Source organism: Sinorhizobium sp. CB7, assembly GCF_041357635.1.
Classification (GTDB): Bacteria; Pseudomonadota; Alphaproteobacteria; order Rhizobiales; family Rhizobiaceae; genus Rhizobium.
Window position 1 is genome coordinate 306,967 of record NZ_JAULLL010000009.1, and the last position, 24,797, is coordinate 331,763.

Below are 24,797 nucleotides of genomic sequence, written 5' to 3' on the forward strand. Positions count from 1 at the left end.
CCCCGGGAGGTCCGGCCCGCCAGGTCCGGACTGATTGCTGCGTCAGCGGCTCGCCTGTATGGGGTTTGCCGCCGGCATTGACAGGGATGCAATGATATCTTCCATGGGCGCCAATTGTTCAAGCGGCCCGATGGCCGACAGTGTAGGCACCGTATCGAAGAACAGACGGCTGGAAAGATCGGTCAGTCGTTCGATCGTAATGCTTTCCAGCCGTTCCATCATCTCCTGGTTGGAGATGGGACGGCCGTAGAGCATCATCTGCCTGGCGATCTGGCCGGCGCGGGCGGCAGGGCTTTCCTGTCCCATCAGAAGCTGCGCTCGGATCTGCGCACGTGCGCGCTCGATTTCCTGCTGTCCGATATCCCCGGCGGTCTTGTGCAACTCGTTGATGATGACGGGGACGAGTTCCGGAAGGTTCTCGCCACCCGTTGCGGCATGGATCCCGAAAATGCCGGTATCGGAAAAGCCCCAATGGAAGGCATAGACCGAATAACAGAGGCCGCGAAACTCGCGGACCTCCTGGAATAGGCGCGAGGACATGCCGCCACCGAGGATATTGGCGAGGATCTGCGAACAGTAGAAGTCGCGTGCGTGATAGGCGCGGCCCTCGAAGCCCAGCAGGATCTGTGCGTCCATGAGATCACGAGGCTCGCGGATATTGCCGCCGATATAGCGCGCCGGCTCGACGACCAAGGGAGTAGCCGGAGTGGTCGGCAGCCCTGCAAAGCGTTCTTCCACCTGGCGGACGAAGCTCTCGTGCTCAACGGCACCGGCTGCCACGATGAACATCCGATCGGTCGTGTAGTTGCGGCCAAGGTAACTGCGGATCTCGTCCGAGCTGAAGCTCAGCACGGTTTCCGGCGTGCCGAGGATCGGCCGGCCGAGTGTTTGGCCGCGATAGGCGACCTCGGAAAACTTGTCGAAGACGACATCGTCCGGCGTATCGTTGGCGGCGTTGATCTCCTGCAGGATAACCTGCTTCTCGCGCTGAAGCTCGTCTTCGTCGAAGGCTGACTCCGTCAGAATATCGGCGAGAATATCGACCGCCAGAGGCACATGGTCCTTGAGCACGCGGGCATAATAGGACGTCGTCTCGGTGGATGTGGCGGCATTGACCTCACCGCCGACATTCTCGATTTCCTCGGCGATCTCGCGAGCGCTACGCCGTCGCGTGCCCTTGAATGCCATGTGTTCGAGCAGATGGGCGATGCCGTGCTCTGCCTCAGTCTCGTTACGCGAACCCGATTTGATCCAGACCCCAAGTGCAACGCTTTCGAGATGCGGCATCGACTGGGTCACCACTGTCAGCCCGGATTTTAGCCGGGTGCACTCAACTGTCATCGCTCGTCTTTCTGCGCTATCGTCCCGCCGCCCGGGCATGTTTGCCGATAAAGGTTTCAACGGCTTTAAGTTCCGGTTCCAGGATATCGAAACGCTCCTCCCTGTCCATCAGGTCAGCAAGCCACGCCGGAAGCGCCGGGTCAATACCGCATGCGGATTTTACCGCAGCGGGGAATTTTGCCGGATGGGCTGTCGCGAGGGTCACCATGGGGCTTGCGGGCTTCTCGTACTTCTCCGCCACGAAGACGCCGGTCGCGGTGTGCGGATCAATCAGATAGCCGGTATCGGCAAGCGTCTTCTTGATAGTTGCGGCCACCTGCTTCTCAGTGGCGCGGCCGGCGCGGAAATCACGCTTGATGGTTTTCAGCGCTCCGTCCGAAATTTCGAAGCCATTGGATTGCTTGAGACTTTCCATGGCAGCTCGCACCTTCGAGGCATCGCGATCATAGGCTTCGAACAGCAGCCGTTCGAAGTTCGAGGAGATCTGGATATCCATCGACGGCGAGGTGGTCGCCTTGACGGCGCGCATATCGTAGCGCCCGGTTTTCAGCGTCCGGGCGAGGATGTCGTTGTCGTTGGTCGCGATCACCAGCCTGTCGATCGGAAGGCCCATGCGCTTGGCGGCATAGCCCGCAAAAATATCGCCGAAATTGCCGGTCGGCACGGTGAAGGAGATCTTTCGATCCGGTCCGCCGAGCGCGACGGCAGTCGTGAAGTAGTAGACGATCTGGGCCATGATACGGGCCCAGTTGATGGAATTGACGCCCGAGAGATTGACGCCGTCACGGAAAGTCGCGTCGTTGAACATGGCCTTCACCAGGTTTTGGCAGTCGTCGAAATTGCCCTTGATCGCCAACGCATGGACGTTCTTGGCCTTCGATGTCGTCATCTGCCGCTGCTGCACCGGCGAGACCTTGCCATGCGGGAAGAGGATGAAGACGTCAGTGCGCTCTCGTCCCGCGAAGGCATCGATTGCCGCCCCGCCGGTATCGCCGGAGGTGGCTCCGACGATCGTCGCCCGCCGATCTCTCTGCGCCAGTGCATAGTCCATCATGCGAGCGAGGAGCTGCATGGCGACGTCTTTGAAGGCAAGCGTCGTACCGTGGAAGAGCTCCATGACGAAGCTGTTCGGACCGGTCTGCACAAGCGGTGCGACCGCGGGATGCCGGAAGGTGCCATAGGCTTCAGTGATCATTTCGCGAAAGGTTTCCGCTGGGATCTCGCCGCCGGTGAAGGGAAGGAGCACCGCGAAGGCAACCTCTTCATAGCTCTTGCCGCGCAGCGCGCGGATCTCCTTCTTTTTGAATTTCGGCCATTCCCGCGGCACATAGAGCCCGCCGTCGCGCGCAAGCCCTGCCAGCAGCGCGTCGCAAAAGCCAAGGGAGGGAGCTCCCCCACGGGTTGAGATATAGTCCACTGTATTATCCTTGATTTCGATAGGCCAAAAGAAGGGGACGGGTGTGAAGCATGCGGAATTCTATGTCGTGGCTGTAGGCGGCATGTGTCTTTCTGCGCCAAAACAGCATTGTCTGTTTCGCAGAAGCGGGAGTCTTGCCGGAAGCGGAATTGGCGCCGCCGGCCCTCCACGAGGCCGAATTGAAAATTGAACCAAAACGATGCTTGCCCAATCGATTTTTCTCTGCGTCGCTGATATAGACCATCGCCAACTGTCATGAAAGGGCCTAACGCAAGCAGCAAATAGGCCGCTAAGCGCATCAAATGCGGAGGGTGTAATCGTCGTGTCTGGCAAGGTTTCGCGTCATCTTCTTTTTGTGTCTCTTCTTGCGATGCTTGCCGGCTGTAATTCTCTCGGCTTCGGTGGAAACAAGGCGACGGACCCGGTCAACGTCCAGTCCCCCACGGCGTCCACAAGCGCCACACCGGCGAGCTCGACCGGGACGCAAGGGGCCTCGGTCGTTCAGGGCTCCTGCCCGCGGGTCTATATGCGCGATACAACTGCATCCTACCGCAGCTATGCCAAGGGCGCCAAGAGTGGCGATCCGCAACAGGTCGTCTTCCAGGCTTCGTTCGCGGACGTCACCCGACAGTGCACCCTGAGCGACACCAATCTCAGTATCACCGTCGTCGCGCAGGGCCGCCTTGTCGCGGGTCCAGCCGGCGGACCAGGCAGGGTGAACTTGCCGATCCGCATCAGCGTCGTGGACGGCGACAACACGCTTTATTCCGAAGTCACGAATTTCGAAGCTGAGATTCCGGCGGGTGCTGCGACAGCGCAATTCCTGTTCCGCAAGGACGGCATCACCATCCCGGGCGGCGCGGGCGGCCTCGCACGCATCAACCTTGGCTTCGACGAAGGTCCGGCAAAAAAGACCGCGAACAAGAAGAGTTGAGCGGGAAATGACGCCTGCGGCATGTCGCGCAAAAGTGCGCAGCGGTTTTGCGGCAACGAAAACCGGGATCTCTTTTCAGGCGACTGGTTTTGGGCGTGATCCCTCAATGATCATCGACGTCAGGCTGCTTCTATCGAAGGGATATGGTGGCTAACGCTGCTCTGTCAGAGAGCGCCGGCCCATTCCGAAAGAGCGGCCACAACGCCGGGCAGATCGGTCATCCGTGAAATCACCGTCTCTGCGCCGGCGTCGGTCAGCTTGTCCGCATGCGCCGGATAGGTGTGAGAGGCGCCGGTGAAGCCGATGACGCGCATGCCTGCGGCGCGGGCGGCGTGGACGCCGTGGACGGAATCCTCGACCACCACAGTCTTGTCGGGCGAAACGCCCATCTGCTCCGCGCCGTGCAGGAAGATGTCCGGCTTCGGCTTCGAGCGGTCCGGTCCGAGATCCTTGGCTGAAAAAATGTTCGGTGCGAAAAACGGCTTCAGTCCGACTTTGGTCAGCATCATGTCGAGGCGTTCGGAACTGGAATTCGAACAGACGCAGCGACGAAGCGGCAGACGTGCGACTGCGAAGTCGACGCCGGGGAGAGCTTTGACCTCACGGGCAAGGCGCATGTCGAGGATTTGCTCCGACTTGTCGATGAGCGAGGCGGAAAGCGGAATGTTGGCTTCCCGCTCGACCTGAAACAGGATGTTGCGCCAGGTCAGCCCCGCGAAGCGCTCGCCCATTTCCTCCACACTGATAGGGTAGCCTGCCTCTGTCAAAAGCCTGGATTCGACATCCGCTGCGATGATTTCGGAATCGACCAGAACGCCGTCGCAGTCGAAGATGATGAGATCGAAGCCGTTCATTGAGCCCGTGCCCTTGGGAAAAGATCGTGGGGCTTTACACGATGATCCGAAAAAGCTCAACCGACGACCCGACAGAGCAGTATTGCGGGAGCGGCATGCCGAAAAGTGCGCAGACCTGAAATCATCCGACTTTAGCGGAAAGGGTTATCGTCAGTCGGAGGTTATCCGCATCTTTCTGTCGGCCGAAACGCAGGCTGGACTTTGCGCGCTCGACAAGGTCGATTGCTCATTCTAATGAACAGCTATGAGCAGGGATACCGACGACACCATTGCCAGCCGTATAAGCCGGGTGCTTGCCGAGCGCATCATCCGCGGTGAGCTTGCGCCCGGCAGTCGTCTGAGGCAGGACCATATCGCCGACGAGTTCGAAACGAGCCACGTGCCGGTACGCGAGGCCTTCCGTCGGCTTGAAGCGCAGGGACTGGCGATCAGCGAACCGCGCCGCGGTGTGCGTGTTGCCTCCTTCGACCTGAAGGAAGTCCGCGAAGTGGCGGAAATGCGCGCTGCGCTGGAGGTGTTGGCATTGAAGCATGCCGCTCCGCATCTCACACCAGCGATCCTCGATGCCGCCGAGCAGGCAACGCGCGAGGGCGACATGGCTGCTGACGTTCATGCATGGGAAGCAGCCAATCGCCGTTTTCATCGTCTCATTCTCGCCCCTTGCGGCATGAACCGACTTCTTGCCTCGATCGACGATCTTCATGCCGCGAGTGCACGTTTCCTTTTTTCCGCGTGGCAGTCGGGTTGGGAGAAGCGTACCGACCATGACCATCGTGCGATCCTATCGGCCCTGCGGCAGGGACGTACCGATGAGGCAGCCGCCGTTCTGCAGAAGCACGTGCAATGGATCGGACGGGCACCACGTGCCGCTCACGATGCCTTCGCTATCGTCGGATAATAGCTTCATAGAATTATAGATAATTTCGCGGGTCACCGACTTTTCCGGTCGGCGGAGTGCCGGTTTTGTTTCCAATTTTAGCAAGATTTCCAGCCTATTGCGCGTGTGCGGCGCTCGCCGAATGATGTCTTCCGCAAATTCTCAGTCGGGCCTTGCGGGAATGAAAAATCTGCATCATAAAATATATGGAATTACAAATTATCTATAATTTTAAAAGGAGGCCGCATGTCTCTGTCTGAACATCAGCAACCCATTGTTTTTGATCCCCTTCGCCTCGGCAAACGGTCACTCGTGGTCAAGGCGGTCTTCGTTCTGGTCGGAACGCTGCTTCTTGCGCTGGCATCCCGGATTTCCGTGCCGATGGTGCCGGTTCCGATTACCATGCAGACCTTCGCAGTGACCATGATTGGCGCGCTATACGGCTGGCGGCTCGCAGGCCTTACCATTCTCGCCTGGCTCGGTCAGGCTATGCTGGGCTTTCCCGTTCTGGCAAACGGCTCGGGAGGTATTGCTCCCTTCGCCGGACCGACTGCCGGCTACCTCGTTTCATTCCCGATCATCGGTGCCTTGACCGGCTGGCTCGCTGCGCGCGGCTGGACCGGAGACCGGATCATCCTCAGCTTCACGGCGCATCTGACGGCCAATTTGCTTTGCCTGGTTATGGGCGGCGTCTGGCTCGTCTATCTGATCGGCGCGGAAAAAGCGTGGCTGCTTGGCGTTGCTCCGTTCATCATTGGAGCGGTTCTGAAATCGGCGCTCGCCGCCGCGGTGCTGAAGGGCATTCGCATCTATGACGGCAGGGTTCGGTTGACTTGACTGTCCAGCTTCGTGCGCATCATCTGCTTTGCATGCTGACTTTTGTCGGCGAGGGCTACAACCCGGCCTTCACCGCCAACTATCGCGGCATTGCCGAGCGTCTTTCAGCCGGAGAGGATATTGAGATCGTCGCCGGCCCGGACGACATCTGCGCGCCGCTGATGCGAGGTGAGGCGCCGCATTGCCTCGGTGCCAGTGTCGCGAAGCGCGATGCGGCGGCCATTCAGGCCCTTGCCCTTCTCCTGGGCAGGGCAATGGAGCCCGGGGCGATTCTCGTCCCGAATGCCGAATTATTGCAGACGCTGCGTCAGAATTTTGCGGCCGGCACGATTCGTGGCGCTTGCTCCGGCTGTGCTTGGGAGACGTTTTGCGACCGCATCGCCCGTGACGGGTTCGACGGAACTCTGATCGGTCTGAATTAGAACGCGGCGCGTCCGAAGGAACGCGCAAGGACGCGCTATGGTTCAAGCGGGAAGAGGGTCAGGAACTGCCGTTCGCCCTCCGGCGTGAAGAAGATGGAGCGGCTGCCTTCCTGCCGCCGCGCCCAGCCCCTGTCAAAGAAGTTTGATAGCAGCGCCTTGCCCAGGCTCCCTGCCAGATGGGCGCGGCGCTCGCTCCAGTCGAGGCAGGAACGGCAGAGCGGGCGGCGGGAGGATTTGAGCCCGGTCACGTCGATGCCAATGGATTTGAGATCGCTCTCGCCCTTTTCCGTCAGCGCGAGACCATCGCCGATCGCATTAATCGAGCCGGCTGCTATGAGGCTGTCGAGCATTCTCACGCCATAGTCGCCGGCGAGATGATCGTAACAGATCCGCGCCTTGCGCAGAGCCGGCTCCTTCGGTCCCGGCTGGTGGCGCAGATGGCCGCGGCTGGCGGCAAAGCCCATCATGCCCTCGATAAGCCTGCCGACCGCCTCGTCAGCGAGCGTGAAATAGCGGTGGCGTCCCTGCTTGCGCTGCGCCAGCAGGCCACCGGCCTCAAGCTTTGCGAGATGCGCGCTCGCCGTCTGCACGGTGATCCCGCCTGCCGCGGCAAGCTCCGTTGCCGTCAGCGCACGGCCTCCCGACAGCGCCGTCAGCATGTTGGCGCGCGCCGGGTCGCCGATGAGCGCGCCGATCTGCGCGATATCCGGTCCTTCTTTCATACTTCGATGTTAACCGAAGCATCGACGTCACGCAATATGCGATAACGGCTTCAAAGAAAGGAGCTGACCATGATCACCTGTTTCATCCGCTATGAGATCGACCCGTTCAAGAAGGAGGCGTTTTCCGAATATGCCCGCAACTGGGGGCAGGCGATCCCGCGCTGCGGTGCCGATCTCATCGGCTATTTCGGGCCGCATGAGGGATCCGCGACGACCGCCTACGGGGTCTACAATATTGAAAATCTTGCGGCTTATGAGGCTTATCGCGCCAGGCTTACTACCGATCCGCTCGGAAAGGAGAACTACGAGTTCGCCAGCCGCGAGCGGTTCATCCTCAGGGAAGATCGTATTTTCCTGAAATGCATCTCGGCGCCCCACGGAAAGCTGGTGCTGCCATGATCGCCGTCATCTTCGAAGTCATCCCTTACCTGGGCGAGCGCCATCGATATCTCGACCTTGCCGGCGACCTTCGTCCGGAACTGGAAAAGATCGATGGCTTCATTTCGATCGAACGCTTCGAGAGCCTCTCGATGCGTGGCAAGCTGCTGTCGCTCTCCTTCTGGCGCGACGAGGAAGCCGTCAGAGAATGGCGCAACCTGGAAGCTCATCGTGCCGCGCAAAAGGCCGGCCGTGGCGGCATCTTCGCCGATTATCGGCTGCGGATTGCCCATGTCGTTCGCGATTACGGCATGTTCGATCGCACCGAGGCGCCGGCAGATAGCCGTAAAATACATGATGGCGCAACGACTTCCGCAGCATGACCACCTAGAGATCCCGCGTTCAAGTCGAAGCACTTGAACGCGGAAAGATGCTCTAGAATTAGAGAATTAGAGCGTCCTTTGTGCGTTCGTCAGAACGCACGGCGCTCTCGGCGGATCTCGCATCCGGCGAGATCCGCCTTAAGCATTTTTGCCTCATCCGGTACTGCAGATTTATTTTCCCGAAATCGTTCACCGCTTCAGCCTTTGGTAACCAACTTGGGTAACCATAACGGCCAGTTAAGCGTTAAGCGTAATGCGTAAGCGTAAGAGCGAGTATCATTATGGCGTCAGTATTCCCGCTTGCCGATCTCAAGAACGCGGAAGAACCGGGTTCCTGGGTCGACACGATCATCAAGGGCGATTGCGTAGCAGCGCTGGAAGCCCTTCCCACCCACTCCGTCGACGTCATCTTCGCCGATCCGCCCTATAATCTTCAGCTCGGCGGGACGCTGCATCGTCCAGACCAGTCGCTCGTCGATGCCGTCGATGACGAATGGGACCAGTTTGCCTCTTTCGAGGCCTATGATGCCTTCACGCGCGCCTGGTTGCTCGCCTGCCGCCGCGTGCTGAAGCCGACGGGCACGATCTGGGTCATCGGCTCCTATCACAATATCTTCCGTGTCGGCGCCACGCTGCAGGATCTGAATTTCTGGATCCTGAACGACATCATCTGGCGCAAGACCAATCCGATGCCCAATTTCAAGGGACGCCGTTTTCAGAACGCGCATGAAACGATGATCTGGGCAAGCCCGAACGCCAAGGCCAAAGGATATACCTTCAATTACGATGCCATGAAGGCTGCCAACGATGACGTGCAGATGCGTTCCGACTGGCTCTTTCCGATCTGCGCCGGCGCCGAGCGCCTGAAGGGCGAGGACGGCAAGAAAGTGCATCCGACACAAAAGCCGGAAGCGCTGCTCGCCCGCGTCATCCTGGCTTCAAGCAAGCCCGGCGATATCGTGCTGGATCCTTTCTTCGGCTCCGGCACCACCGGCGCCGTGGCCAAGCGCCTCGGGCGTCATTTCGTCGGCATCGAGCGCGAGCAGGACTATATCGATGCCGCGCGCGCCCGTATCGCAAGCGTCGAACCGCTCGGCAAGACGGAACTGACGGTCATGACCGGCAAGAAGGCGGAGGTCCGCGTTGCCTTCAACGTTCTGGTCGAGAGCGGTTTGATAAGGCCCGGTCAGGTGCTGACCGATCACAGGCGCCGCTATAGTGCGATCGTCCGTGCTGACGGCACGGTCGCCTCCGGCGGCGAGGCCGGCTCCATTCATCGCCTTGGCGCGAAAGTGCAGGGGCTCGACGCATGCAACGGATGGACGTTCTGGCATTTCGACGATGGGCGGTCCCTGCGCCCGATCGATGAACTGCGGTCCGTCATCCGCAATGACCTGGCAAAGACCGAATAGCGTCGTTCTTCATCGAGCTCTTACAGCTACCTTCTTCCGGTTTTTGTACCTCCAGTTACGGAAGAAGGCGATGACGCCCGGGGTGGATAGCCCTGGGCGTCTTGTCTTCAGGCCCTTATGCCGTAGGCGGCCAGGTCGCTGCGCAGTCTGTCGGCGCCGACGAAATGAACGGCGTTCCAACCGGCTGCCTTCGCGCCTTCGACATTCGGCAGCGAGTCGTCGATGAAGATTGTCGAGACCGGATCGAGGCCGAACGTTTTCGCATGGGTCTCGTAGATTGCAACATCCGGCTTGATGAGCCCTATATCGCCGGAGACCGTCACGCCGCGCGGCTTGGCAAGGAAGGGGAAGCGCAGCTGAGCCTCACGGAAGGTGTCGGAGGCGAAGTTCGTCAGCATGGTGACGTCGCGTCCCTCCGCAATCAGGCCTTCCATGATGGCGACGCTGTCCTCATAGGCATGCGGTACCATCTCGTGCCAATACTTGCGGAAGGCGCGGATCTGATCTTCACGTCCGGGGTGGACCTCGATCAGCAATGCTTCGGCATCCGCCCACTTGCGGCCGCGATCCTGCTCGATGTTCCAGTCGTGGGTGCAGACATTGGCGAAGAACCATGTCCTTTCAGCCTCGTCCGGAATTATACGGCTGTAGGGAATACTCGGATCGTAATGAAGAAGGACTTTGCCGATATCGAAAACGATATGGTTTATTGCAGTCGTCATGAATCATTCCTTGGTTTTGCTGAATGCCAGCGGGATAGCCTGTGTGATTGCCTTTTTCATGACAGTCGGCAATGCCTGAGAGTGAAGATTTGTAACCGGCTCCCACCATCCGTCATCGATTTGAATTTGCGTGCCGATCGCCACCCGGAAGATCGAAAGGCGGAGTTCGAAATGGGTAAAGACATGGGTGACCGATCCGCATGGCTGCCAGCCGGCGGCAAAGGGCGCGGCATCGGCATCCGTTTCGCCGTCCTGGCGCGCTGTCCATCGCGTCGTTGGAATTTCCGTCATGCCGCCAAGAAGGCCGGCCTCGACCCGCCGACGCAGGAGAATATCACCCTCGGACGTGACGGCAACGAAAGCGGCACCGAGACGGACCGGCTTGTCTTTTTTGGCCGCCTTCACCGGAAAATATTCCGGGTCGTGCAGGCGCAGCGCCTCGCACGAACCCCTGAAGGGACAGAGTGAGCAGGCGGGTCGCTTCGGCGTGCAGATCGTCGCGCCGAGATCCATCATCGCCTGCGCGAAATCGCCCGGCCGGTCAGCGGGGGTTAAAAGCGCCACCTTCTGCCTCATGAGCGGTTTGCCGGCCGGCAGCGGCGTTTCGATCGCATAGAGCCTGGAAATCACCCGCTCGACATTGCCGTCCATTACGGCTGCCGGCCGGTTGAAGGCAATGGCGGCGACCGCTGCGGCGGTATAGTCGCCGATACCGGGCAACGTTTTCAGCCCTTCCTCAGTGTCCGGAAATTTCCCGCCGTGATCCCGAGCGACAGCCTCCGCGCATTTCTTTAGGTTTCTTGCACGGGCGTAGTAGCCGAGGCCCGCCCAGGCAGCCATGACGTCCTCGTTTGCCGCCGCCGCAAGGTCGGTCACCTTTGGCCAGCGTTTGAGGAAATTGGCGAAGTAGGGCTTCACCGCCTGGACGGTCGTCTGCTGCAGCATCACCTCCGAAAGCCATACATGATAAGGATCGGCCTTAAGCCCACGCGCCGCCATCGGCGGAGACACGCGCCAAGGCAGGTCGCGATGATGCCGGTCGTACCAGGAAAGGAGATGCGCGGCCTCAGGCGCTTCGGAAGTCTTTTTTGTCATGGTTTGCCGCAGGGAGGAGATTTGCTCTATACTTGGCGAAGCTGCGCCGCGTGATCAAGCCCGAAGCGCGAAACGCAGATATCCGGACGACGATTGCATGAGTTATCCCCCAAAAGGCGTCAAGCAGATCTCAGAGGTGGCCAACGGCCTCATCGACCCGGTGCTGGCGCGCCGTGCGGGAATCAATACCGCGCTTCTCGGCTCCTGGGATGAAATCGCCGGCGAGGATTTCGCCGAGTGTACGCGCCCGGAAAAGATCGCCTGGGCAAAGCGCGGTGGCGCAGGCGAGGATGGCGGCTACCAGCCAGGCGTCCTCACCATTGCCTGCGAAGGCGCTCGCGCACTGTTCCTCACCCATGCGCAGGGCGAGCTCATTCAACGGATCAACGGCTTTTTCGGCTTTCCGGCCGTACATCAGATCCGCATCGTGCAGAAGCCCGTATCGCCGCTGACCAGGCGCTCCCGGGCTCCGCTCCCGTTGAAAGGGGAGGCTGCCCGCAAGCTTGAAAGCATGATGGATGGCATAAAGGACGACAAGTTGCGGCAAGCAATTCAGAGGCTTGGGACAGCTGTTTTGGGAAAACGCGGGCGATAGATTGAAGGGTATTCGAAGGCAGCTTCATTTTCGGAGTCAATTTTGCCCTGTAGTCTTCGCCCGGTCACAATTCTTTGAAGAAAGTTCGACAAGCGTGCCTTGTTAGCGGCAACGAGCCGTTATATCGCATGAGCAAATCGAGCCACTTCTCTTGATATGGGGTTTTTATGTCGATATCCGAAATCCAACTCACCAAACGTCGTCTGCTCAGCGGCATTGCTCTTGCGGCGGCCTCGGTGGCGCTTGCGGCCTGCAATGACAGCAAGGACGCGGCGGATGCTTCGTCTTCAGGCAAGACGATGCAGGACGGCACGAATGTCGATACGATCAAGACCGCGGCCACTTCGAGCGCGGAAATTCCCCAGCCTGACGGCAATGTCGATATGGCGGAGGTGCTGAAGCCAGGCCCGCTGCCGGAAATGGCGCTTGGCAAGGAAGATGCACCGGTGACGATCGTCGAATACATGTCGATGACCTGCCCGCATTGCGCCCATTTCCACAACACCACCTTCGATCAAATCAAGGCGAAGTACATCGATACCGGCAAGGTCCGCTTCATTATCCGCGAGTTTCCGTTCGATCCGCGTGCCGCTGCCGCATTCATGTTGGCGCGTTGCGCTCCGCCTGAGCAATATTTCCCCATGGTCGCCATGCTTTTCAAGCAGCAGCAGACCTGGGCGGCAGCCGAAGATGGTCGCAATGCACTGCTGCAGATGTCGAGACTCGCCGGATTTACTGAGGATAGCTTCACGAAGTGCTTGACGAACCAGAAACTTCTGGATGATGTGAACGCCACCCGGGAAAGGGGGGCGAAGGATTTCGGCATCAACGCAACGCCGACCTTCCTCATCAACGGGAAGCGCTATTCTGGAGACATGTCGTTTGACACTATGTCGGCGCTCATCGACAGCTTGCTCTGATCCGTGCCGTTTCGACATAACGGGCGACGGCGAGAGCCGTGCGCCCGTTTTTTCTTTTGAGCAACGTGGGATCGTCCCATGAAGTTCAACAAGTTGCGCCTCGTCGGCTTCAAGTCCTTCGTCGAGCCGACGGAATTCATCATCGAACGGGGATTGACCGGTGTCGTCGGGCCGAATGGCTGCGGCAAGTCCAATCTCGTCGAGGCGCTGCGCTGGGTGATGGGCGAGAATTCCTATAAGAACATGCGCGCCTCCGGCATGGACGATGTCATCTTCTCCGGCTCGGGCAACCGTCCGGCGCGCAACACCGCTGAGGTTGCGCTCTATCTTGATAATGCCGACCGCACGGCGCCCGCCTCCTTCAACGACAGCGACGAGATCCAGGTCACGCGCCGCATCGAGCGCGAACAGGGTTCGCTCTATCGCATCAACGGCAAGGAAAGCCGGGCCAAGGACGTGCAGCTTCTCTTCGCCGATGCCTCCACCGGCGCCCGTTCGCCCTCCATGGTCGGGCAGGGCCGTATCGGCGAGCTAATCCAGGCAAAGCCCCAGGCTCGCCGTCAGCTTCTAGAAGAGGCGGCCGGGATCTCCGGTCTCCACTCCCGTCGTCATGAGGCGGAGTTGCGGTTGCGTGCGGCCGAAAGCAATCTCGAGCGTCTGGACGACGTGACCTCGCAGCTCGAAAGCCAGATCGAGAGCCTGAAGCGTCAGGCGCGACAGGCCAATCGCTTCAAGCTCCTGTCCGCCGATATTCGCGCCCGCGAGGCAATGCTCCTGCATATCCGCTGGGTACAGGCCAAGGAAGCCGAAGCAGAAGCCGATAGCGCGCTCAACCAGGCGACGGTCGCGGTGGCCGAGAAGGCGCAGATCCAGATGGAGGCCGCGAAGGCGCAGGGGATTGCCAGCCTGAAGCTGCCGGAATTGCGCGAGGCGGAAGCAAAGGCAGCCGCCGCCCTGCAGCGGCTACAGATCGCCCGGACGCAGCTGGAAGAGGATGCCGGCCGTATCCTGCGCCGTCGTGACGAGTTGACCCGACGTCTCGCGCAGCTTTCGGAAGACATCCGCCGCGAGGAACGCATGCTGGCCGATAATGCCACCATCCTTGCGAAGCTGGACGCCGAAGAGGCCGAAATCACCGATATTCTTGCCGATTCCGGCCGACTTGCGGCGGAAACACGCGAAGCTTTCGAGGAAGCCGCCGCCAGACTTTCGGACAGCGAACGCATCTTCGCTGCCTTGACGGCTGAGCGCGCCGAAGCCGCGGCCGGCCGCAACCAGCTCGAACGTGCCATCCGCGATCTTGCCGACCGCAAGATGCGGCTGGAGCGGCAGATGGATGAGGCCAATCGGGAACTGACGGCGGTCGATGAGAAGATTGCGACACTACCGGATCCGGAGGAGAAGCGCGCCATCGTGGAGGCGGCTGAAATCGCCGTTTCCGATGCCGAGGCCGCTGTGCAGCATGTGGAGGAGGCGCTCGCGAAAGCTCGGGAAACCGAGACACTGTCTCGTGCGCCGGTGGACCAGGCCCGGTCCCGGCTGAACGCCCTGGAAACGGAATCGCGTACGATCTCGAAGATGCTCGCGGCGGCTGCGGCTTCAGGAGCTTTTCCGCCGGTCGCCGAAGAACTGCGGGTCGACCGCGGCTTCGAAACGGCCTTGGGCGCCGCTCTCGGTGACGATCTTGAGTCGCCACTCGATACTGAGTCTCCCGTCCATTGGTCGCTGAACGGCGATGGGGCTGGCGATCACCCTCTGCCGGATGGCGTCGTGGCGCTGTTTGACCATGTCGGTGCGCCGGAAGCGCTTGCCAGGTGCCTGAAGCAGATCGGCGTGGTCAGCGCCGAAGACGGGCCGCGCCTGATGCGGCAACTGAAGCCCGGTCAGCGGTTGGTGACCACGAGCGGAGCGGTCTTCCGCTGGGACGGCCATGTCACGGGCGCCGATGCGCCAAGTGCTGCCGCGTTGCGGTTGGCGCAGAAGAACAGGCTGGCGGAACTGGAAGCTGAAGTCGGGCTTGCCCGCGATGTTCTCGTGGAAGCGGAAGAGAGGCTTGCGGAAGCGGCCGAGCGTATCCGCGAGGAAGAGCGGCGGCTTGCCGAAATGCGCGATAGGAGCCGCCTTTTAGCGAGAAATCTTGCCGAAGTGCGCGAAGCGCTCGTCGCTGCCGAGCGAGCTTCCGGCGATTTGATCCGGCGTCGCGATGTCATTGCTGAAACCGCTAGCCAGATTCAGGCCCAGGTCGAGGATCTGATCATTCAGGACGAGAACGCGCGCATCGAGCTGGAGGAAGCGCCGGACCTTACCGAGATCGATCTGAAGCTTCGCGATCAGCAGGCTGAGGTCGCAACCGATCGCGGAACGCTCGCCGAAGTGCGGGCCCGCCACGAAGGCTTGAACCGGGAAAACGAGGCCCGTCAACGCCGCATCGTCGCGATCGGTCAGGAGCGTGCGAGCTGGCGTGACCGTGCGGCGAGCGCCGAGGATCATATCCAGACGCTTCGGGACCGCGAGGAGGAAGCGCGCGAGGAAGCTGCCGAGCTGGAACTGGCGCCGGACGAATTCGACGACAAGCGTCGCGCACTGCTAACGGAATTGCAGAAGGCGGAAGAGGCGCGCCGGATTGCCGGCGACCGTCTCGCCGAAGCCGAGATCGTTCAGCGCGAGGCGGATAGGCAGGCAGCCACAGCGCTTTCCGCGCTGGCCGAAAGCCGCGAACGACGCGGTCGTGCGGAAGAAAGGCTGGTATCGGCGCGCGAAAAGCGGTTGGAAAGCGAAGCCCGCATTCGTGAAGTGCTGCATTGTGCCCCGCATGAGGCATTCCGGCTTACCGGCCTTGGTGCCGCACAGTCCGTTCCGGATCCGCTCGAAGTCGAGCGCGAACTGGAGCGTCTGAGGATGGAACGAGAGAGGCTTGGCGCGGTCAATCTGCGGGCCGAGGAAGAGCAGCAGGAGCTGAGTGCCAAGCTGGAGGCGCTGGTCAAGGAACGCGATGATGTCATCGATGCCATCCGCAAGCTGCGTGGTGCCATCCAGAGCCTCAACCGCGAAGGCCGTGAGCGCCTCATCGCCGCCTTTGATGTGGTCAACGCCCAGTTCCAACGCCTGTTCACGCATCTCTTCGGGGGCGGCACGGCAGAGTTGCAGCTTATCGAATCCGACGATCCGCTGGAGGCCGGACTGGAAATCCTTGCCCGCCCGCCAGGCAAGAAGCCGCAAACCATGACGCTTCTGTCGGGGGGCGAGCAGGCGCTGACCGCCATGGCGCTGATCTTTGCCGTCTTCCTCACCAATCCGGCGCCGATCTGCGTGCTCGATGAAGTGGACGCGCCGCTCGATGATCACAATGTCGAGCGTTATTGCAATCTGATGGACGAGATGGCGGCTTCCACCGAGACCCGCTTCGTCGTCATTACCCACAATCCGATCACCATGGCGCGCATGGATCGCCTTTTCGGTGTCACCATGGCCGAGCAGGGCGTTTCCCAGCTTGTTTCCGTGGACCTGCAGACAGCAGAGCGTTTGCGCGAGACCGCCTGATGACTCGGTTTTGCGGCAACGACAGGCACGAAAACAATGGTCTGAATCCTTCCGTCTAAAGTCCGGTTATCCCTTTGCACCCAATAAAGGTTTCCCATTTTTTCCCCGGCCCCCCATTTGGGTGATGCTCTTCCTGTTTCGTTGTACTAATCTGCAATTATGCAATGGCCGCTGCTGGGGAGCATTGTCGGCCATTGTAGCGTGTGTTGGGTCATTGAATGCCGCGAACCGGACCAGCGCAAAGGGCGGAAAGCTGGAAGTTAGGCGGCATCCATCACCCCGCGTTCGGTTTTCCTGGCCGGACGTAAAGGCTTTGCGGGACAAGTTGCCGTCCCGCAAAGCCTTTTTTATTTTGGACCAATCTCCCCTGGCTGGAGCGGGATGCCGAAAAGTGCGGTTTTCGGGCGACACCCCGCTCCACTTTTTGAGTTAGAGGCGGATTCAGATTTCAGGTCGATTCGACCTGAAATCATCCGACCTCTAAGCGTGATCACACGAACAATGACGGTGCTTCACCACTGTTTATTGTGCATTGCAACATTTTGCCGTATTTGTCGATTTTCATTTCCACGCCAATGAATTAGATTGACCCGACAGCGCGTGGGGGGAAGATGAGCAAGTTGGTCTACATGTTCGGTAACGGCCAGGCAGAGGGCGGCGCGCGCGATGTTGGTCTTCTTGGCGGCAAGGGCGCAAATCTCGCCGAGATGTGCAGCCTGGGGTTGCCGGTTCCGCCTGGCCTCACAATCACCACCGAAGCCTGCACATGGTATTACAATCACGGCCGCAGCGTGTCGGACGATCTCAAGGCGCAGGTCATGCGCGGACTTCAGGCGGTGGAGACCATTACCGGTCGCCGTTTCGGGGACATGCACAGACCGCTATTGCTTTCGGTGCGCTCCGGTGCGCGCGTTTCGATGCCCGGCATGATGGACACCGTCCTCAACCTCGGTCTCAACGATCATACCGTCCAGGCGCTGGGTCATGATGCGGGCGACGCTCGTTTTGCCTGGGATAGCTACCGTCGCTTCATCCAGATGTATGCCGATGTCGTCATGGGTCTCGACAATGACGTGTTCGAGGAAATCCTCGAGGACGAGAAGCTGCGCCTCGGCCACGAATATGACACTGATCTGACCGCCGTTGAATGGCAGCATGTCATCACGCTCTATAAGACCGTCATCGAAGATGAGTTCGGCGAACCCTTTCCGCAGGATCCTGAAGTTCAGCTCTGGGGCGCGGTCGGCGCCGTTTTTGCGAGCTGGATGAACCCGCGCGCCGTAACCTATCGCCATCTCCACAGCGTACCGGAAGGCTGGGGGACTGCGGTCAATGTGCAGGCCATGGTTTTCGGCAATCTCGGCAATTCGTCTGCGACCGGTGTCGCCTTCAGTCGCAATCCATCGACCGGCGAGAAGGAAATCTACGGCGAATTTCTTGTCAATGCGCAGGGCGAGGATGTCGTGGCCGGCATCCGCACGCCTCAGAGCATTACCGAAGGGGGGCGTATCGCCTCCGGTTCGGATCGGCCTTCGATGGAAAAGTTGATGCCGGAAGCCTTCGCCGAATTTTGCGGCATCTGCCGCAAACTGGAAGCGCATTATCGGGACATGCAGGACATCGAGTTCACCATCGAGCGCGGCAAGCTCTGGATGCTCCAGACGCGATCCGGCAAGCGCACGACCAAGGCCGCGATGAAGATCGCCGTCGATATGGTGGACGAAGGGTTGATCGGCGAGGAAGAGGCCGTGCTGCGTATCGACCCGGCAACGCTCGACCAGCTTCTGCATCCGACCATCGACCCGCGCGTCGATCGTAATGTCATCGGCTCCGGCCTCCCTGCTTCGCCGGGGGCGGCAACGGGCGAAATCGTCTTTACGGCGGAAGAGGCGGTCGAAGCCGAGGAGGAAGGGCGCAAGGTCATTCTGGTGCGCATCGAGACCAGCCCCGAGGATATACACGGCATGCACGCCGCGGAGGGCATTCTGACCACGCGTGGCGGCATGACCAGCCATGCGGCGGTGGTCGCCCGCGGCATGGGCATTCCCTGCGTGGTCGGCGCCGGCACCATGCGCATCGACATGCGCAACGAAAAACTGATCGGCGTTGGCGTGACGCTCAAGAAGGGCGACATCGTTACGATCGACGGGGCTGCCGGCCAGGTGCTGAAGGGGGAGGTGCCGATGATCCAGCCGGAATTGTCCGGCGATTTCGGCCGCATCATGGCCTGGGCCGACCGCGCGCGCCGCATGACGGTGCGCACGAACGCCGATACGCCGACCGATGCCCGCGCCGCCCGTTCCTTCGGCGCCGAAGGCATAGGCCTTTGCCGCACCGAGCACATGTTCTTCGAAGGCGACCGAATCCAGGTCATGCGCGAAATGATCCTTGCCGAGGATGAAATGGGGCGCAGGGCGGCACTCGCGAAACTGTTGCCGATGCAGCGTTCCGATTTCACCAGTCTCTTTGGCATCATGCATGGCCTGCCCGTGACAATCCGCCTGCTTGATCCGCCCTTGCACGAATTCCTGCCGAAGACGGACGAGGAGGTGGCCGAAGTCGCAGCCGCCATGGGCATGGAAGCATCAAGCCTGCGTCAGCGGGTGGATGCGCTGCATGAGTTTAATCCCATGCTTGGCCATCGCGGCTGCCGCCTGGCGATCTCCTATCCGGAGATCGCGGAAATGCAGGCCCGCGCCATCTTTGAAGCCGCGGTCGCGGCTGCGAGGGAGACGGGTGCTGCCGTCGTGCCGGAGATCATGGTGCCGCTCGTCGGCCTGCGCTCCGAACTCGATTACGTCAAGGCGCGCATCGATGACATCGCCAGGGCAGTGATGGCCGAAGCCGGCATGAAGATCGAATACCTGGTCGGCACCATGATAGAGCTGCCACGCGCTGCTCTGAGGGCCCATCTCATTGCCGAGGCGGCCGAGTTCTTCTCCTTCGGCACCAACGACCTGACGCAGACGACCTTCGGCATGTCGCGCGACGATGCCGCGGCCTATATTCCGACCTATTTGCGCAAGGGGATCATGGAGCATGATCCCTTTGTCTCTCTCGATTTTGACGGCGTGGGTGAATTGATCCGTATCGCCGCGGAGCGCGGTCGGCAGACGCGCAACGACATGAAGCTCGGTATTTGCGGCGAGCATGGCGGCGATCCCGCTTCGATCCGCTTCTGCGAGACGATCGGCCTCGATTACGTCTCCTGTTCACCTTTCCGCGTGCCGATCGCGCGCCTGGCGGCGGCGCAGGCGGCGATCGACGCTAGGGCAATTCCAGGAAACGTGTGAAGCGGTTTTCCGTTCGGAATTGCGAGAAAACAAAAGCTTAGAGCGGTTCTGCGATTCCGTGAAAAGCGGAACCGCTCTAAGGATCAGCGTCAGTGGCGATGGGAGTAGCGCGGCCGGACGTAAATAACCGGTGTGTTCCAGTAGAGGTTCGACATCGACTGGTAACGGAAGGCGCGCGCCTCCGCCCGTCGATCGAGGTCGATATTCTGCAGGCACTCTGCGAACCCTTCGGTGCCGCGTCTGAAACCGTAGCTGAGGCACTTGGATTCGTCCACCGCCCGCTGCTGTTCCGGCGTCAGCGATTGGCAACCCGCCAGAAGGACGGCGATGGAGAAGGGCAGAAGCAGTCGTGAAATGCGCATGGGAATTCTTCTTCGCGAACTGACGAACAGATACGGCTATGCATGTCGCGCAAAAGTGTGCAGCGGTTTTGCGGCAACGACATGCATGAGTACAATAACCTACTGCATGGTTCCTTAAATCGGAACCGATTTAAGGATAAAACCATGCAGCAATTCAAAGCGTTACAGCGACCTTTGTGCGTCTTATAAGACGCACGGCGCTGTAAAGCCTGCTGCGTGAATTTTTTCATGCAACAGGCTTTTAGAAAAGCTAATTATCGGAATTCGTCAATGATTCCCGTTGTTGCGTGATAGGCACGTTGCAGATCGGATCGACGCTAGGGCAATTCCAGGAAAAGTGCGAAGCGGTTTTCCGTCCGGAATTGCGTAAAACAAAAGGTTAGAGCGGTTCTGCGCTTCCATGAAAAGCTGAAACGCTGCAGAACTTACATCTGCTCGAGCACGCCCACGAAGGCATTGGCGAAGCGAACGAGATGTTCCGTCTCTTCGTTCGGGACCTGCACGCGGATGTCATTGCTTTCTTCATCGAGGAGCGCAAAAACGATCCGTGTTGCTTCCTCTCCATCCGGAATGCGGATGACGGCGAGCCTGCTGCAATTTTCGATGAGGCCGGTCGCTGGCAGATCGAACAGGAGTTCGCCGTCTGCGGATTTGGCCGCCTTCTGCACTGCCTCGCGGAATCCCGCCTCTCCCTCGTCATAGCCGTCGAGCGAAAGCTGCATCTCCAGAAGTTCGAGCGGCAGCATCGGATCGGCCGCCTTCGACGGACTTCTACGAGCGGAAGAGGGCTCGATGGTTGTTTCCGGTGAAAGCATTGCTTTTCTCCTGACACCCTTTCGTATCGAACAAAACGGCGACAGCATGACCTTTTTATGGAATTTAAGCAATTGCTTATGCGAAAGAATCGTTATGATTTCGGTATCGTTCTCCGTGGATTGCGTGCTGTGCCCGCGAGACAACTGTTTCAATTTGGGTGAATCTTGAACTAAACAAGATTGTCGGGCGATTTGGGAAGCCCGACTCGTGATCCTCCTGTGAGCCCGCGAATGACCATCCGCTTCGATCGTCCCGTTTCCCGTGCGGCCCGCCTTTCGCGCCGGGTTGGCGCCTTTTCGTTCGTGCTCTGCCTGGCCGTGCTGCTGGCGCACCGTTTCGGGCCGCTGGAAACGCCGTATCTGGTATTGCTCCTGCTGGTTTCTGCTGGGTTTGCCGCGCTTGCTTCGGTGCTGGCCGTATTGGGCCTCAACCGTCTCTGGATGGTGGGAGCGATCGGCGGCATCGACGCCTTCAAGGCGCTCGTCTATGCGACCCTTCCATTGGCGATCTTTGCCTTCGGCGCCGCTCGCTATGTCGTCCGGCCAACGATTTACGATGTCTCGACCGATCTGGTCGATGCCCCGTCATGGCTCGTTCCGCCGCATGCCGACCAGATATGGTTGACCCGTGACCCAAACATTGGGCCTGAGAGCCGCGAGGCGCAAGCGGCCGCCTATCCCGGATTGACCGGCAGGCGATATGATGGTGCCATCGACCGTGTGCTGGAAGCGGTCAAGAAGGTCGCGGCGGAGAACCGCATTACGATCGTCAAGACCGAAGGCGCCGACGAACGTGGCCGGGATCTCGAGGACGTGCCGGTAAAACCCCAGCCGAACGAAGGCGCAGTGCGCGATGCGCCGCCGGATATCGTGCCAATCCCCGAGCCCAGGCCCTATCAGGACGCAGTGGCAGACATGATCCGCGGCAGCACCGACGCAACTCTGCAGGGCCAGACGCGCACGCTGATCCTCGGATTGGAGTTCGATATCATCATTCGCCTGCGCGAAGAGGCGGAGACCACGCTGGTCGATGTTCGCGCCGCCTCACGCTACGGCCCGCATGACCTCGGTTTCAGCGCGGAAATCGCTGAGAACTATCTGAAGGCATTGGACGCCGAACTTCTCGGCATTGCGGGTGGGTGAGGAGCGGTCCGACGAAGTCGGAGCAATCGATCCAGTGAATCGATTGCAGCGACGAACGCCCTGAGCCCAAGCGAAGGGCCGGCTGTCCCATCCTCGGTGAACTCTCCGTTGCCTTGTCTTTCCCCGTCGATCCAGTGGATCGATTGCAGCGACCCCCTGATCCATAGCGAAGGCAGGCATCTCGAAGCCTATCCGCGGTCTCTGTCGCTTTTCACCAAACACCCCTCCACCCACCGCGCAAACTTCCCCGCCGGTTCGCTCAGATGCCGAAAATCGCGACTGACAAGCCAATAGGCACCATGCTGAATGGCCGTTTCAAATGGCTGTATCAAGCGCCCGTTCCTTATGTCCTGCTCCGCCAGCAGCGCATCAACCATTGCGACCCCATGGCCGCGAAGTGCCGCCTGCAGCACCAGCGAACCATCGGCGAAAATCGGTCCTCGATCGAAGCCGCCGCCGCTGACACCAGCTGCCGTGAACCACCGGTTCCAGAGGCTGCGGTTCTCCTCGTGCAACAGCACGTACTGAAGCAGGTCTTCCGGACGATGAAACGCCGAGCCTTTCGCCAGAAGTTCCGGAGAGATCACCGTCACCATCTTCGTGTCAACGAGGTGTCGCGCCTCCGTGCGCGGCCATGAGGTCCGCGTTGCGCTGTGCCGGATCGCCAGTTCCGCCTCCTGCGACCGGAATTCGATCAGCCGCGCGTTAGAATCGACGGCAACATCTATATCCGGATAGAGGCTTCGGAATTCGGAAAGATGTGGGACGAGCCAGCCGCCGGCAAAGGAGGGCTCGGCGCTGACGCTCACGAGCAGTGCTGCCTCCTCGCGGCTGATCTCGGTCAGGACCGTGTCGATCCTGTCGAAGGATTGCGTCAGCGCCTGAAGCAGCTGTGCTCCCGTCTCCGTCAGACGGACGCGGCGATGATGGCGGGCAAAAAGCGCTTTCCCAAGCTGCTGTTCCAGATCGCGGATCTGACGGCTGATTGCTGCCTGCGACACGAAAAGCTCTTCCGCTGCCAGCGTGAAGCTTTCCAGCCGCCCCGCCGCCTCCAAACTTCTGAGTGCCGTCAGCGGCAGCCTCCCGCGCTTCATGTATAACCTCAAGTTATTCGAAGTCGACGATAAGCTCGTTTGAACGGACTGCGCAAGTCGGCTGAAATGGGCAAGAGCGGGATGCCGAAAAGTGTGCGCGGTTTTCGGGCGACATCCCGCTCTCACTTTTTGATTTAGAGGCGGATTCGGATTCCAGGTCGATTCGACCTGGAATCATCCGGCTCTAGACAATGGAGCAGCCATCATGAGCGCCGTCATTGAGATTCTTGTCGACGTGATCAGGCTTCTGACGTTTCAGAGCGGGCGGAGGCTGCAAGGCCATGGAGGAGGTGGGAGACGGGGAGCCTGCGCCGAGATCGGCAGACGTCGCCGTTGCGAGTGCTGATCAGGCGCCGCCTGCTGGGAAGTAATGTCCCATGAGCCGCGGCGGGCCGTCGGTCAGTACTTCTCCTCTTTCCACCAGGTCCTCCAGATGCGCCAAAACGGAGAGCGCGGCCGCGCCATGAAGCCGGAGGTCGGTGTCGCGATAGATGACCTTGACCATGTCCGGGATCGACCGGTCTCCGGCTCTGATGCGTTGGAGGATCGCCCGTTCGCGCATGCGACGGTGTGTCCTGAGCGCGCGCATGAAGGAGGAGGGATCCTTCACCGGCCCGCCATGGCCGGGAAAGAAAATGCGGTCGTCGCGCGCGAGCAGTCGTTCGAGCGACGCCATGTAATCGGCCATCGAACCATCGGGCGGCGCCACGATCGTGGTCGACCAGGCCATGACATGATCGGCCGAAAAGACGATGCCTTTGTCGTCGAGCGCGAAGACCACGTGATTGGCTGTGTGGCCGGGGGTGAGAATTGCCGTCAATCGCCAACCGTCTCCCGAGACGCTTTCACCATCGGCAAGCACGATATCGGGTTGGAAATCGCTGTCGGAACTCTCGGCAAAGGGATTGATCTCGCCGTCATGAAGCGGCCGGGCGGCGCGATGTGGACCTTCGGCGACGATCATGGCGCCGGTCGCCTCCTTCAGCCGCCCGGCAAGCGGAGAATGGTCGCGATGCGTATGCGAGACGAAGATATGCGTCACCTCGCGGCCAGCGAGTGCGGCCATCAACGCCTGGAAATGCGCCTCGTTCTCCGGTCCGGGATCGATGACCGCAACGGAGGACTTTCCGACGATATAGCTGTTCGTGCCATGAAAGGTGAAGGGACTGGGATTGTAGACTGTAATCCGCTCGATGCCATCGGCGAGCGCGATGGCACGGCCATAGGCAGGCTCGAAGGTCAGGTCGAATTCGGGATTTTCCATGCCGTTTCCGGATATTTTCGAGTGTCTACCAATGAAAACGGGCGCGCAATGATGCGCCTTTGCTTGAAGACCTATCACGATAGCGCCTGTGCATCACTCGAAAACAGTCTCGATTTTCTGAATGCCCGCGCGCCGCGTCAAATTTTCCGGAGTGCTTGGCGCTCGATGGGGCATTCGGCGCCAAAGAAAGCGCACAGAAATCTCGTCTTTCGCAGAACTTAAGGATTGTTACACGGAGCGACCTTTGCTAATCAGGCGTCGCTTTGGCAAAGCGGTTCCCGCTTTTGCTCTGGTGGGGCGTAGCCAAGCGGTAAGGCAGCGGTTTTTGGTACCGCCATCCCCTGGTTCGAATCCAGGCGCCCCAGCCAAGCTTGTTA

At 60.1% G+C, this 24,797-nt stretch carries 22 protein-coding genes and 1 tRNA gene; 13 read left to right on the top strand and 10 right to left on the bottom strand.

Features of this window, described 5'->3' with window-relative positions:
* Positions 1–42: 42 nt before the first annotated feature.
* Together AAE029_RS18995 and thrC are read right to left on the bottom strand one after the other, a co-directional pair.
* The gene (locus AAE029_RS18995; protein ID WP_371074424.1) at positions 43–1,341 is read right to left on the bottom strand and encodes a M16 family metallopeptidase; all 1,299 of its coding nucleotides are present in this window, start codon (positions 1,339–1,341) and stop codon (positions 43–45) included.
* Between the two features lie 16 nt (positions 1,342–1,357).
* Positions 1,358–2,758, bottom strand: a complete 1,401-nt coding sequence (gene thrC, locus AAE029_RS19000) for a threonine synthase (RefSeq protein ID WP_371074425.1) — start codon at positions 2,756–2,758, stop codon at positions 1,358–1,360.
* 370 nt (positions 2,759–3,128) lie between these two features.
* Between thrC and AAE029_RS19005 the strand changes: the two genes are divergently transcribed.
* Positions 3,129–3,692, top strand: a complete 564-nt coding sequence (locus AAE029_RS19005) for a hypothetical protein (protein WP_371074466.1) — start codon at positions 3,129–3,131, stop codon at positions 3,690–3,692.
* Positions 3,693–3,856: 164 nt separating this feature from the next.
* Here the strand turns inward: AAE029_RS19005 and AAE029_RS19010 are convergent, their stop codons facing one another.
* Entirely contained in the window at positions 3,857–4,546 is a 690-nt protein-coding gene (locus AAE029_RS19010; RefSeq protein WP_371074426.1) for an HAD-IA family hydrolase, read from the bottom strand.
* 244 nt (positions 4,547–4,790) lie between these two features.
* On the opposite strand from AAE029_RS19010, the gene AAE029_RS19015 reads away from it, so the two are divergent.
* The 3 genes from AAE029_RS19015 to AAE029_RS19025 all read left to right on the top strand — a co-directional run bounded on the left by AAE029_RS19015 (position 4,791) and on the right by AAE029_RS19025 (position 6,682).
* A complete protein-coding gene (locus tag AAE029_RS19015; protein ID WP_371074427.1) occupies positions 4,791–5,444 on the top strand; it encodes a GntR family transcriptional regulator in 654 nt (217 codons plus the stop codon).
* Between the two features lie 225 nt (positions 5,445–5,669).
* The gene (locus tag AAE029_RS19020) at positions 5,670–6,260 is read left to right on the top strand and encodes a biotin transporter BioY (RefSeq protein ID WP_371074428.1); all 591 of its coding nucleotides are present in this window, start codon (positions 5,670–5,672) and stop codon (positions 6,258–6,260) included.
* On the top strand, positions 6,257–6,682 hold the full coding sequence (locus AAE029_RS19025) for a DUF1284 domain-containing protein (protein ID WP_371074429.1): 426 nt from the start codon (positions 6,257–6,259) through the stop codon (positions 6,680–6,682). Before AAE029_RS19020 ends, AAE029_RS19025 begins: the two co-directional genes overlap by 4 nt.
* 35 nt (positions 6,683–6,717) lie before the next feature.
* Here the strand turns inward: AAE029_RS19025 and AAE029_RS19030 are convergent, their stop codons facing one another.
* Entirely contained in the window at positions 6,718–7,404 is a 687-nt protein-coding gene (locus AAE029_RS19030) for an ArsR/SmtB family transcription factor (protein ID WP_371074430.1), read from the bottom strand.
* Between the two features lie 69 nt (positions 7,405–7,473).
* Here AAE029_RS19030 and AAE029_RS19035 point away from each other — a divergent pair, with 69 nt between their 5' ends.
* From AAE029_RS19035 to AAE029_RS19045, 3 genes are all read left to right on the top strand, one after another.
* Positions 7,474–7,803, top strand: coding sequence for an NIPSNAP family protein (locus tag AAE029_RS19035; RefSeq protein ID WP_371074431.1), 330 nt, complete (start codon positions 7,474–7,476; stop codon positions 7,801–7,803).
* Positions 7,800–8,165, top strand: coding sequence for an antibiotic biosynthesis monooxygenase (locus AAE029_RS19040; protein WP_371074432.1), 366 nt, complete (start codon positions 7,800–7,802; stop codon positions 8,163–8,165). The genes AAE029_RS19035 and AAE029_RS19040 overlap by 4 nt, the downstream gene beginning before the upstream one ends.
* Before the next feature lie 281 nt (positions 8,166–8,446).
* A complete protein-coding gene (locus AAE029_RS19045) occupies positions 8,447–9,577 on the top strand; it encodes a site-specific DNA-methyltransferase (protein ID WP_371074433.1) in 1,131 nt (376 codons plus the stop codon).
* A gap of 107 nt (positions 9,578–9,684) precedes the next feature.
* On the opposite strand, the gene AAE029_RS19050 is transcribed toward AAE029_RS19045, so the two are convergent.
* Together AAE029_RS19050 and mutY are read right to left on the bottom strand one after the other, a co-directional pair.
* On the bottom strand, positions 9,685–10,299 hold the full coding sequence (locus AAE029_RS19050) for an HAD family hydrolase (protein ID WP_371074434.1): 615 nt from the start codon (positions 10,297–10,299) through the stop codon (positions 9,685–9,687).
* A gap of 3 nt (positions 10,300–10,302) precedes the next feature.
* On the bottom strand, positions 10,303–11,394 hold the full coding sequence (gene mutY / locus AAE029_RS19055; protein WP_371074435.1) for an A/G-specific adenine glycosylase: 1,092 nt from the start codon (positions 11,392–11,394) through the stop codon (positions 10,303–10,305).
* 97 nt (positions 11,395–11,491) lie between these two features.
* Between mutY and AAE029_RS19060 the strand changes: the two genes are divergently transcribed.
* The 4 genes from AAE029_RS19060 (at position 11,492) to ppdK (ending at position 19,742) form a co-directional block, all read left to right on the top strand.
* Positions 11,492–11,989 (top strand): DUF721 domain-containing protein, encoded by a 498-nt coding sequence (locus AAE029_RS19060; RefSeq protein ID WP_371074436.1) that lies wholly within the window; start codon positions 11,492–11,494, stop codon positions 11,987–11,989.
* Between the two features lie 167 nt (positions 11,990–12,156).
* Positions 12,157–12,909, top strand: a complete 753-nt coding sequence (locus tag AAE029_RS19065; protein WP_371074437.1) for a DsbA family protein — start codon at positions 12,157–12,159, stop codon at positions 12,907–12,909.
* Positions 12,910–12,987: 78 nt separating this feature from the next.
* The gene (locus tag AAE029_RS19070; protein ID WP_371074438.1) at positions 12,988–16,449 is read left to right on the top strand and encodes a chromosome segregation SMC family protein; all 3,462 of its coding nucleotides are present in this window, start codon (positions 12,988–12,990) and stop codon (positions 16,447–16,449) included.
* A 611-nt stretch (positions 16,450–17,060) separates the two neighbouring features.
* Positions 17,061–19,742 carry a pyruvate, phosphate dikinase gene (gene ppdK, locus AAE029_RS19075; RefSeq protein WP_371074439.1) on the top strand — a complete coding sequence of 894 codons (2,682 nt, stop codon included), beginning with the start codon at positions 17,061–17,063 and terminating at the stop codon, positions 19,740–19,742.
* A gap of 89 nt (positions 19,743–19,831) precedes the next feature.
* Here ppdK and AAE029_RS19080 read toward each other — a convergent pair whose 3' ends face one another.
* Positions 19,832–20,104: a hypothetical protein gene (locus AAE029_RS19080; protein WP_371074440.1), complete on the bottom strand. Its 273-nt coding sequence runs from the start codon at positions 20,102–20,104 to the stop codon at positions 19,832–19,834.
* 425 nt (positions 20,105–20,529) lie between these two features.
* Positions 20,530–20,919, bottom strand: a complete 390-nt coding sequence (locus AAE029_RS19085; protein ID WP_371074441.1) for a hypothetical protein — start codon at positions 20,917–20,919, stop codon at positions 20,530–20,532.
* Positions 20,920–21,150: 231 nt separating this feature from the next.
* On the opposite strand from AAE029_RS19085, the gene AAE029_RS19090 reads away from it, so the two are divergent.
* Positions 21,151–22,062, top strand: coding sequence for a DUF1499 domain-containing protein (locus AAE029_RS19090; RefSeq protein ID WP_371074442.1), 912 nt, complete (start codon positions 21,151–21,153; stop codon positions 22,060–22,062).
* Between the two features lie 188 nt (positions 22,063–22,250).
* Here AAE029_RS19090 and AAE029_RS19095 read toward each other — a convergent pair whose 3' ends face one another.
* The gene (locus AAE029_RS19095; RefSeq protein WP_371074443.1) at positions 22,251–23,156 is read right to left on the bottom strand and encodes a LysR substrate-binding domain-containing protein; all 906 of its coding nucleotides are present in this window, start codon (positions 23,154–23,156) and stop codon (positions 22,251–22,253) included.
* A gap of 346 nt (positions 23,157–23,502) precedes the next feature.
* Positions 23,503–24,420, bottom strand: coding sequence for an MBL fold metallo-hydrolase (locus tag AAE029_RS19100; protein WP_371074444.1), 918 nt, complete (start codon positions 24,418–24,420; stop codon positions 23,503–23,505).
* 293 nt (positions 24,421–24,713) lie between these two features.
* On the opposite strand from AAE029_RS19100, the gene AAE029_RS19105 reads away from it, so the two are divergent.
* Positions 24,714–24,788 (top strand) — tRNA-Gln (locus tag AAE029_RS19105).
* Positions 24,789–24,797 lie beyond the last annotated feature (9 nt).

Excerpts from the sequence above, each read along its gene's own strand:
- AAE029_RS18995 (WP_371074424.1), bottom strand. The coding sequence starts at position 1,341 with ATGACAGTTGAGTGCACCCGGCTAAAATCCGGGCTGACAGTGGTGACC.
- AAE029_RS19005 (WP_371074466.1), top strand. The coding sequence starts at position 3,129 with ATGCTTGCCGGCTGTAATTCTCTCGGCTTCGGTGGAAACAAGGCGACG.
- AAE029_RS19010 (WP_371074426.1), bottom strand. The coding sequence starts at position 4,546 with ATGAACGGCTTCGATCTCATCATCTTCGACTGCGACGGCGTTCTGGTC.
- AAE029_RS19015 (WP_371074427.1), top strand. The coding sequence starts at position 4,791 with ATGAGCAGGGATACCGACGACACCATTGCCAGCCGTATAAGCCGGGTG.
- AAE029_RS19020 (WP_371074428.1), top strand. The coding sequence starts at position 5,670 with ATGTCTCTGTCTGAACATCAGCAACCCATTGTTTTTGATCCCCTTCGC.
- AAE029_RS19030 (WP_371074430.1), bottom strand. The coding sequence starts at position 7,404 with ATGAAAGAAGGACCGGATATCGCGCAGATCGGCGCGCTCATCGGCGAC.
- AAE029_RS19035 (WP_371074431.1), top strand. The coding sequence starts at position 7,474 with ATGATCACCTGTTTCATCCGCTATGAGATCGACCCGTTCAAGAAGGAG.
- AAE029_RS19040 (WP_371074432.1), top strand. The coding sequence starts at position 7,800 with ATGATCGCCGTCATCTTCGAAGTCATCCCTTACCTGGGCGAGCGCCAT.
- AAE029_RS19045 (WP_371074433.1), top strand. The coding sequence starts at position 8,447 with ATGGCGTCAGTATTCCCGCTTGCCGATCTCAAGAACGCGGAAGAACCG.
- AAE029_RS19050 (WP_371074434.1), bottom strand. The coding sequence starts at position 10,299 with ATGACGACTGCAATAAACCATATCGTTTTCGATATCGGCAAAGTCCTT.
- mutY (WP_371074435.1), bottom strand. The coding sequence starts at position 11,394 with ATGACAAAAAAGACTTCCGAAGCGCCTGAGGCCGCGCATCTCCTTTCC.
- AAE029_RS19060 (WP_371074436.1), top strand. The coding sequence starts at position 11,492 with ATGAGTTATCCCCCAAAAGGCGTCAAGCAGATCTCAGAGGTGGCCAAC.
- AAE029_RS19065 (WP_371074437.1), top strand. The coding sequence starts at position 12,157 with ATGTCGATATCCGAAATCCAACTCACCAAACGTCGTCTGCTCAGCGGC.
- AAE029_RS19070 (WP_371074438.1), top strand. The coding sequence starts at position 12,988 with ATGAAGTTCAACAAGTTGCGCCTCGTCGGCTTCAAGTCCTTCGTCGAG.
- ppdK (WP_371074439.1), top strand. The coding sequence starts at position 17,061 with ATGAGCAAGTTGGTCTACATGTTCGGTAACGGCCAGGCAGAGGGCGGC.
- AAE029_RS19080 (WP_371074440.1), bottom strand. The coding sequence starts at position 20,104 with ATGCGCATTTCACGACTGCTTCTGCCCTTCTCCATCGCCGTCCTTCTG.
- AAE029_RS19085 (WP_371074441.1), bottom strand. The coding sequence starts at position 20,919 with ATGCTTTCACCGGAAACAACCATCGAGCCCTCTTCCGCTCGTAGAAGT.
- AAE029_RS19090 (WP_371074442.1), top strand. The coding sequence starts at position 21,151 with ATGACCATCCGCTTCGATCGTCCCGTTTCCCGTGCGGCCCGCCTTTCG.
- AAE029_RS19095 (WP_371074443.1), bottom strand. The coding sequence starts at position 23,156 with ATGAAGCGCGGGAGGCTGCCGCTGACGGCACTCAGAAGTTTGGAGGCG.
- AAE029_RS19100 (WP_371074444.1), bottom strand. The coding sequence starts at position 24,420 with ATGGAAAATCCCGAATTCGACCTGACCTTCGAGCCTGCCTATGGCCGT.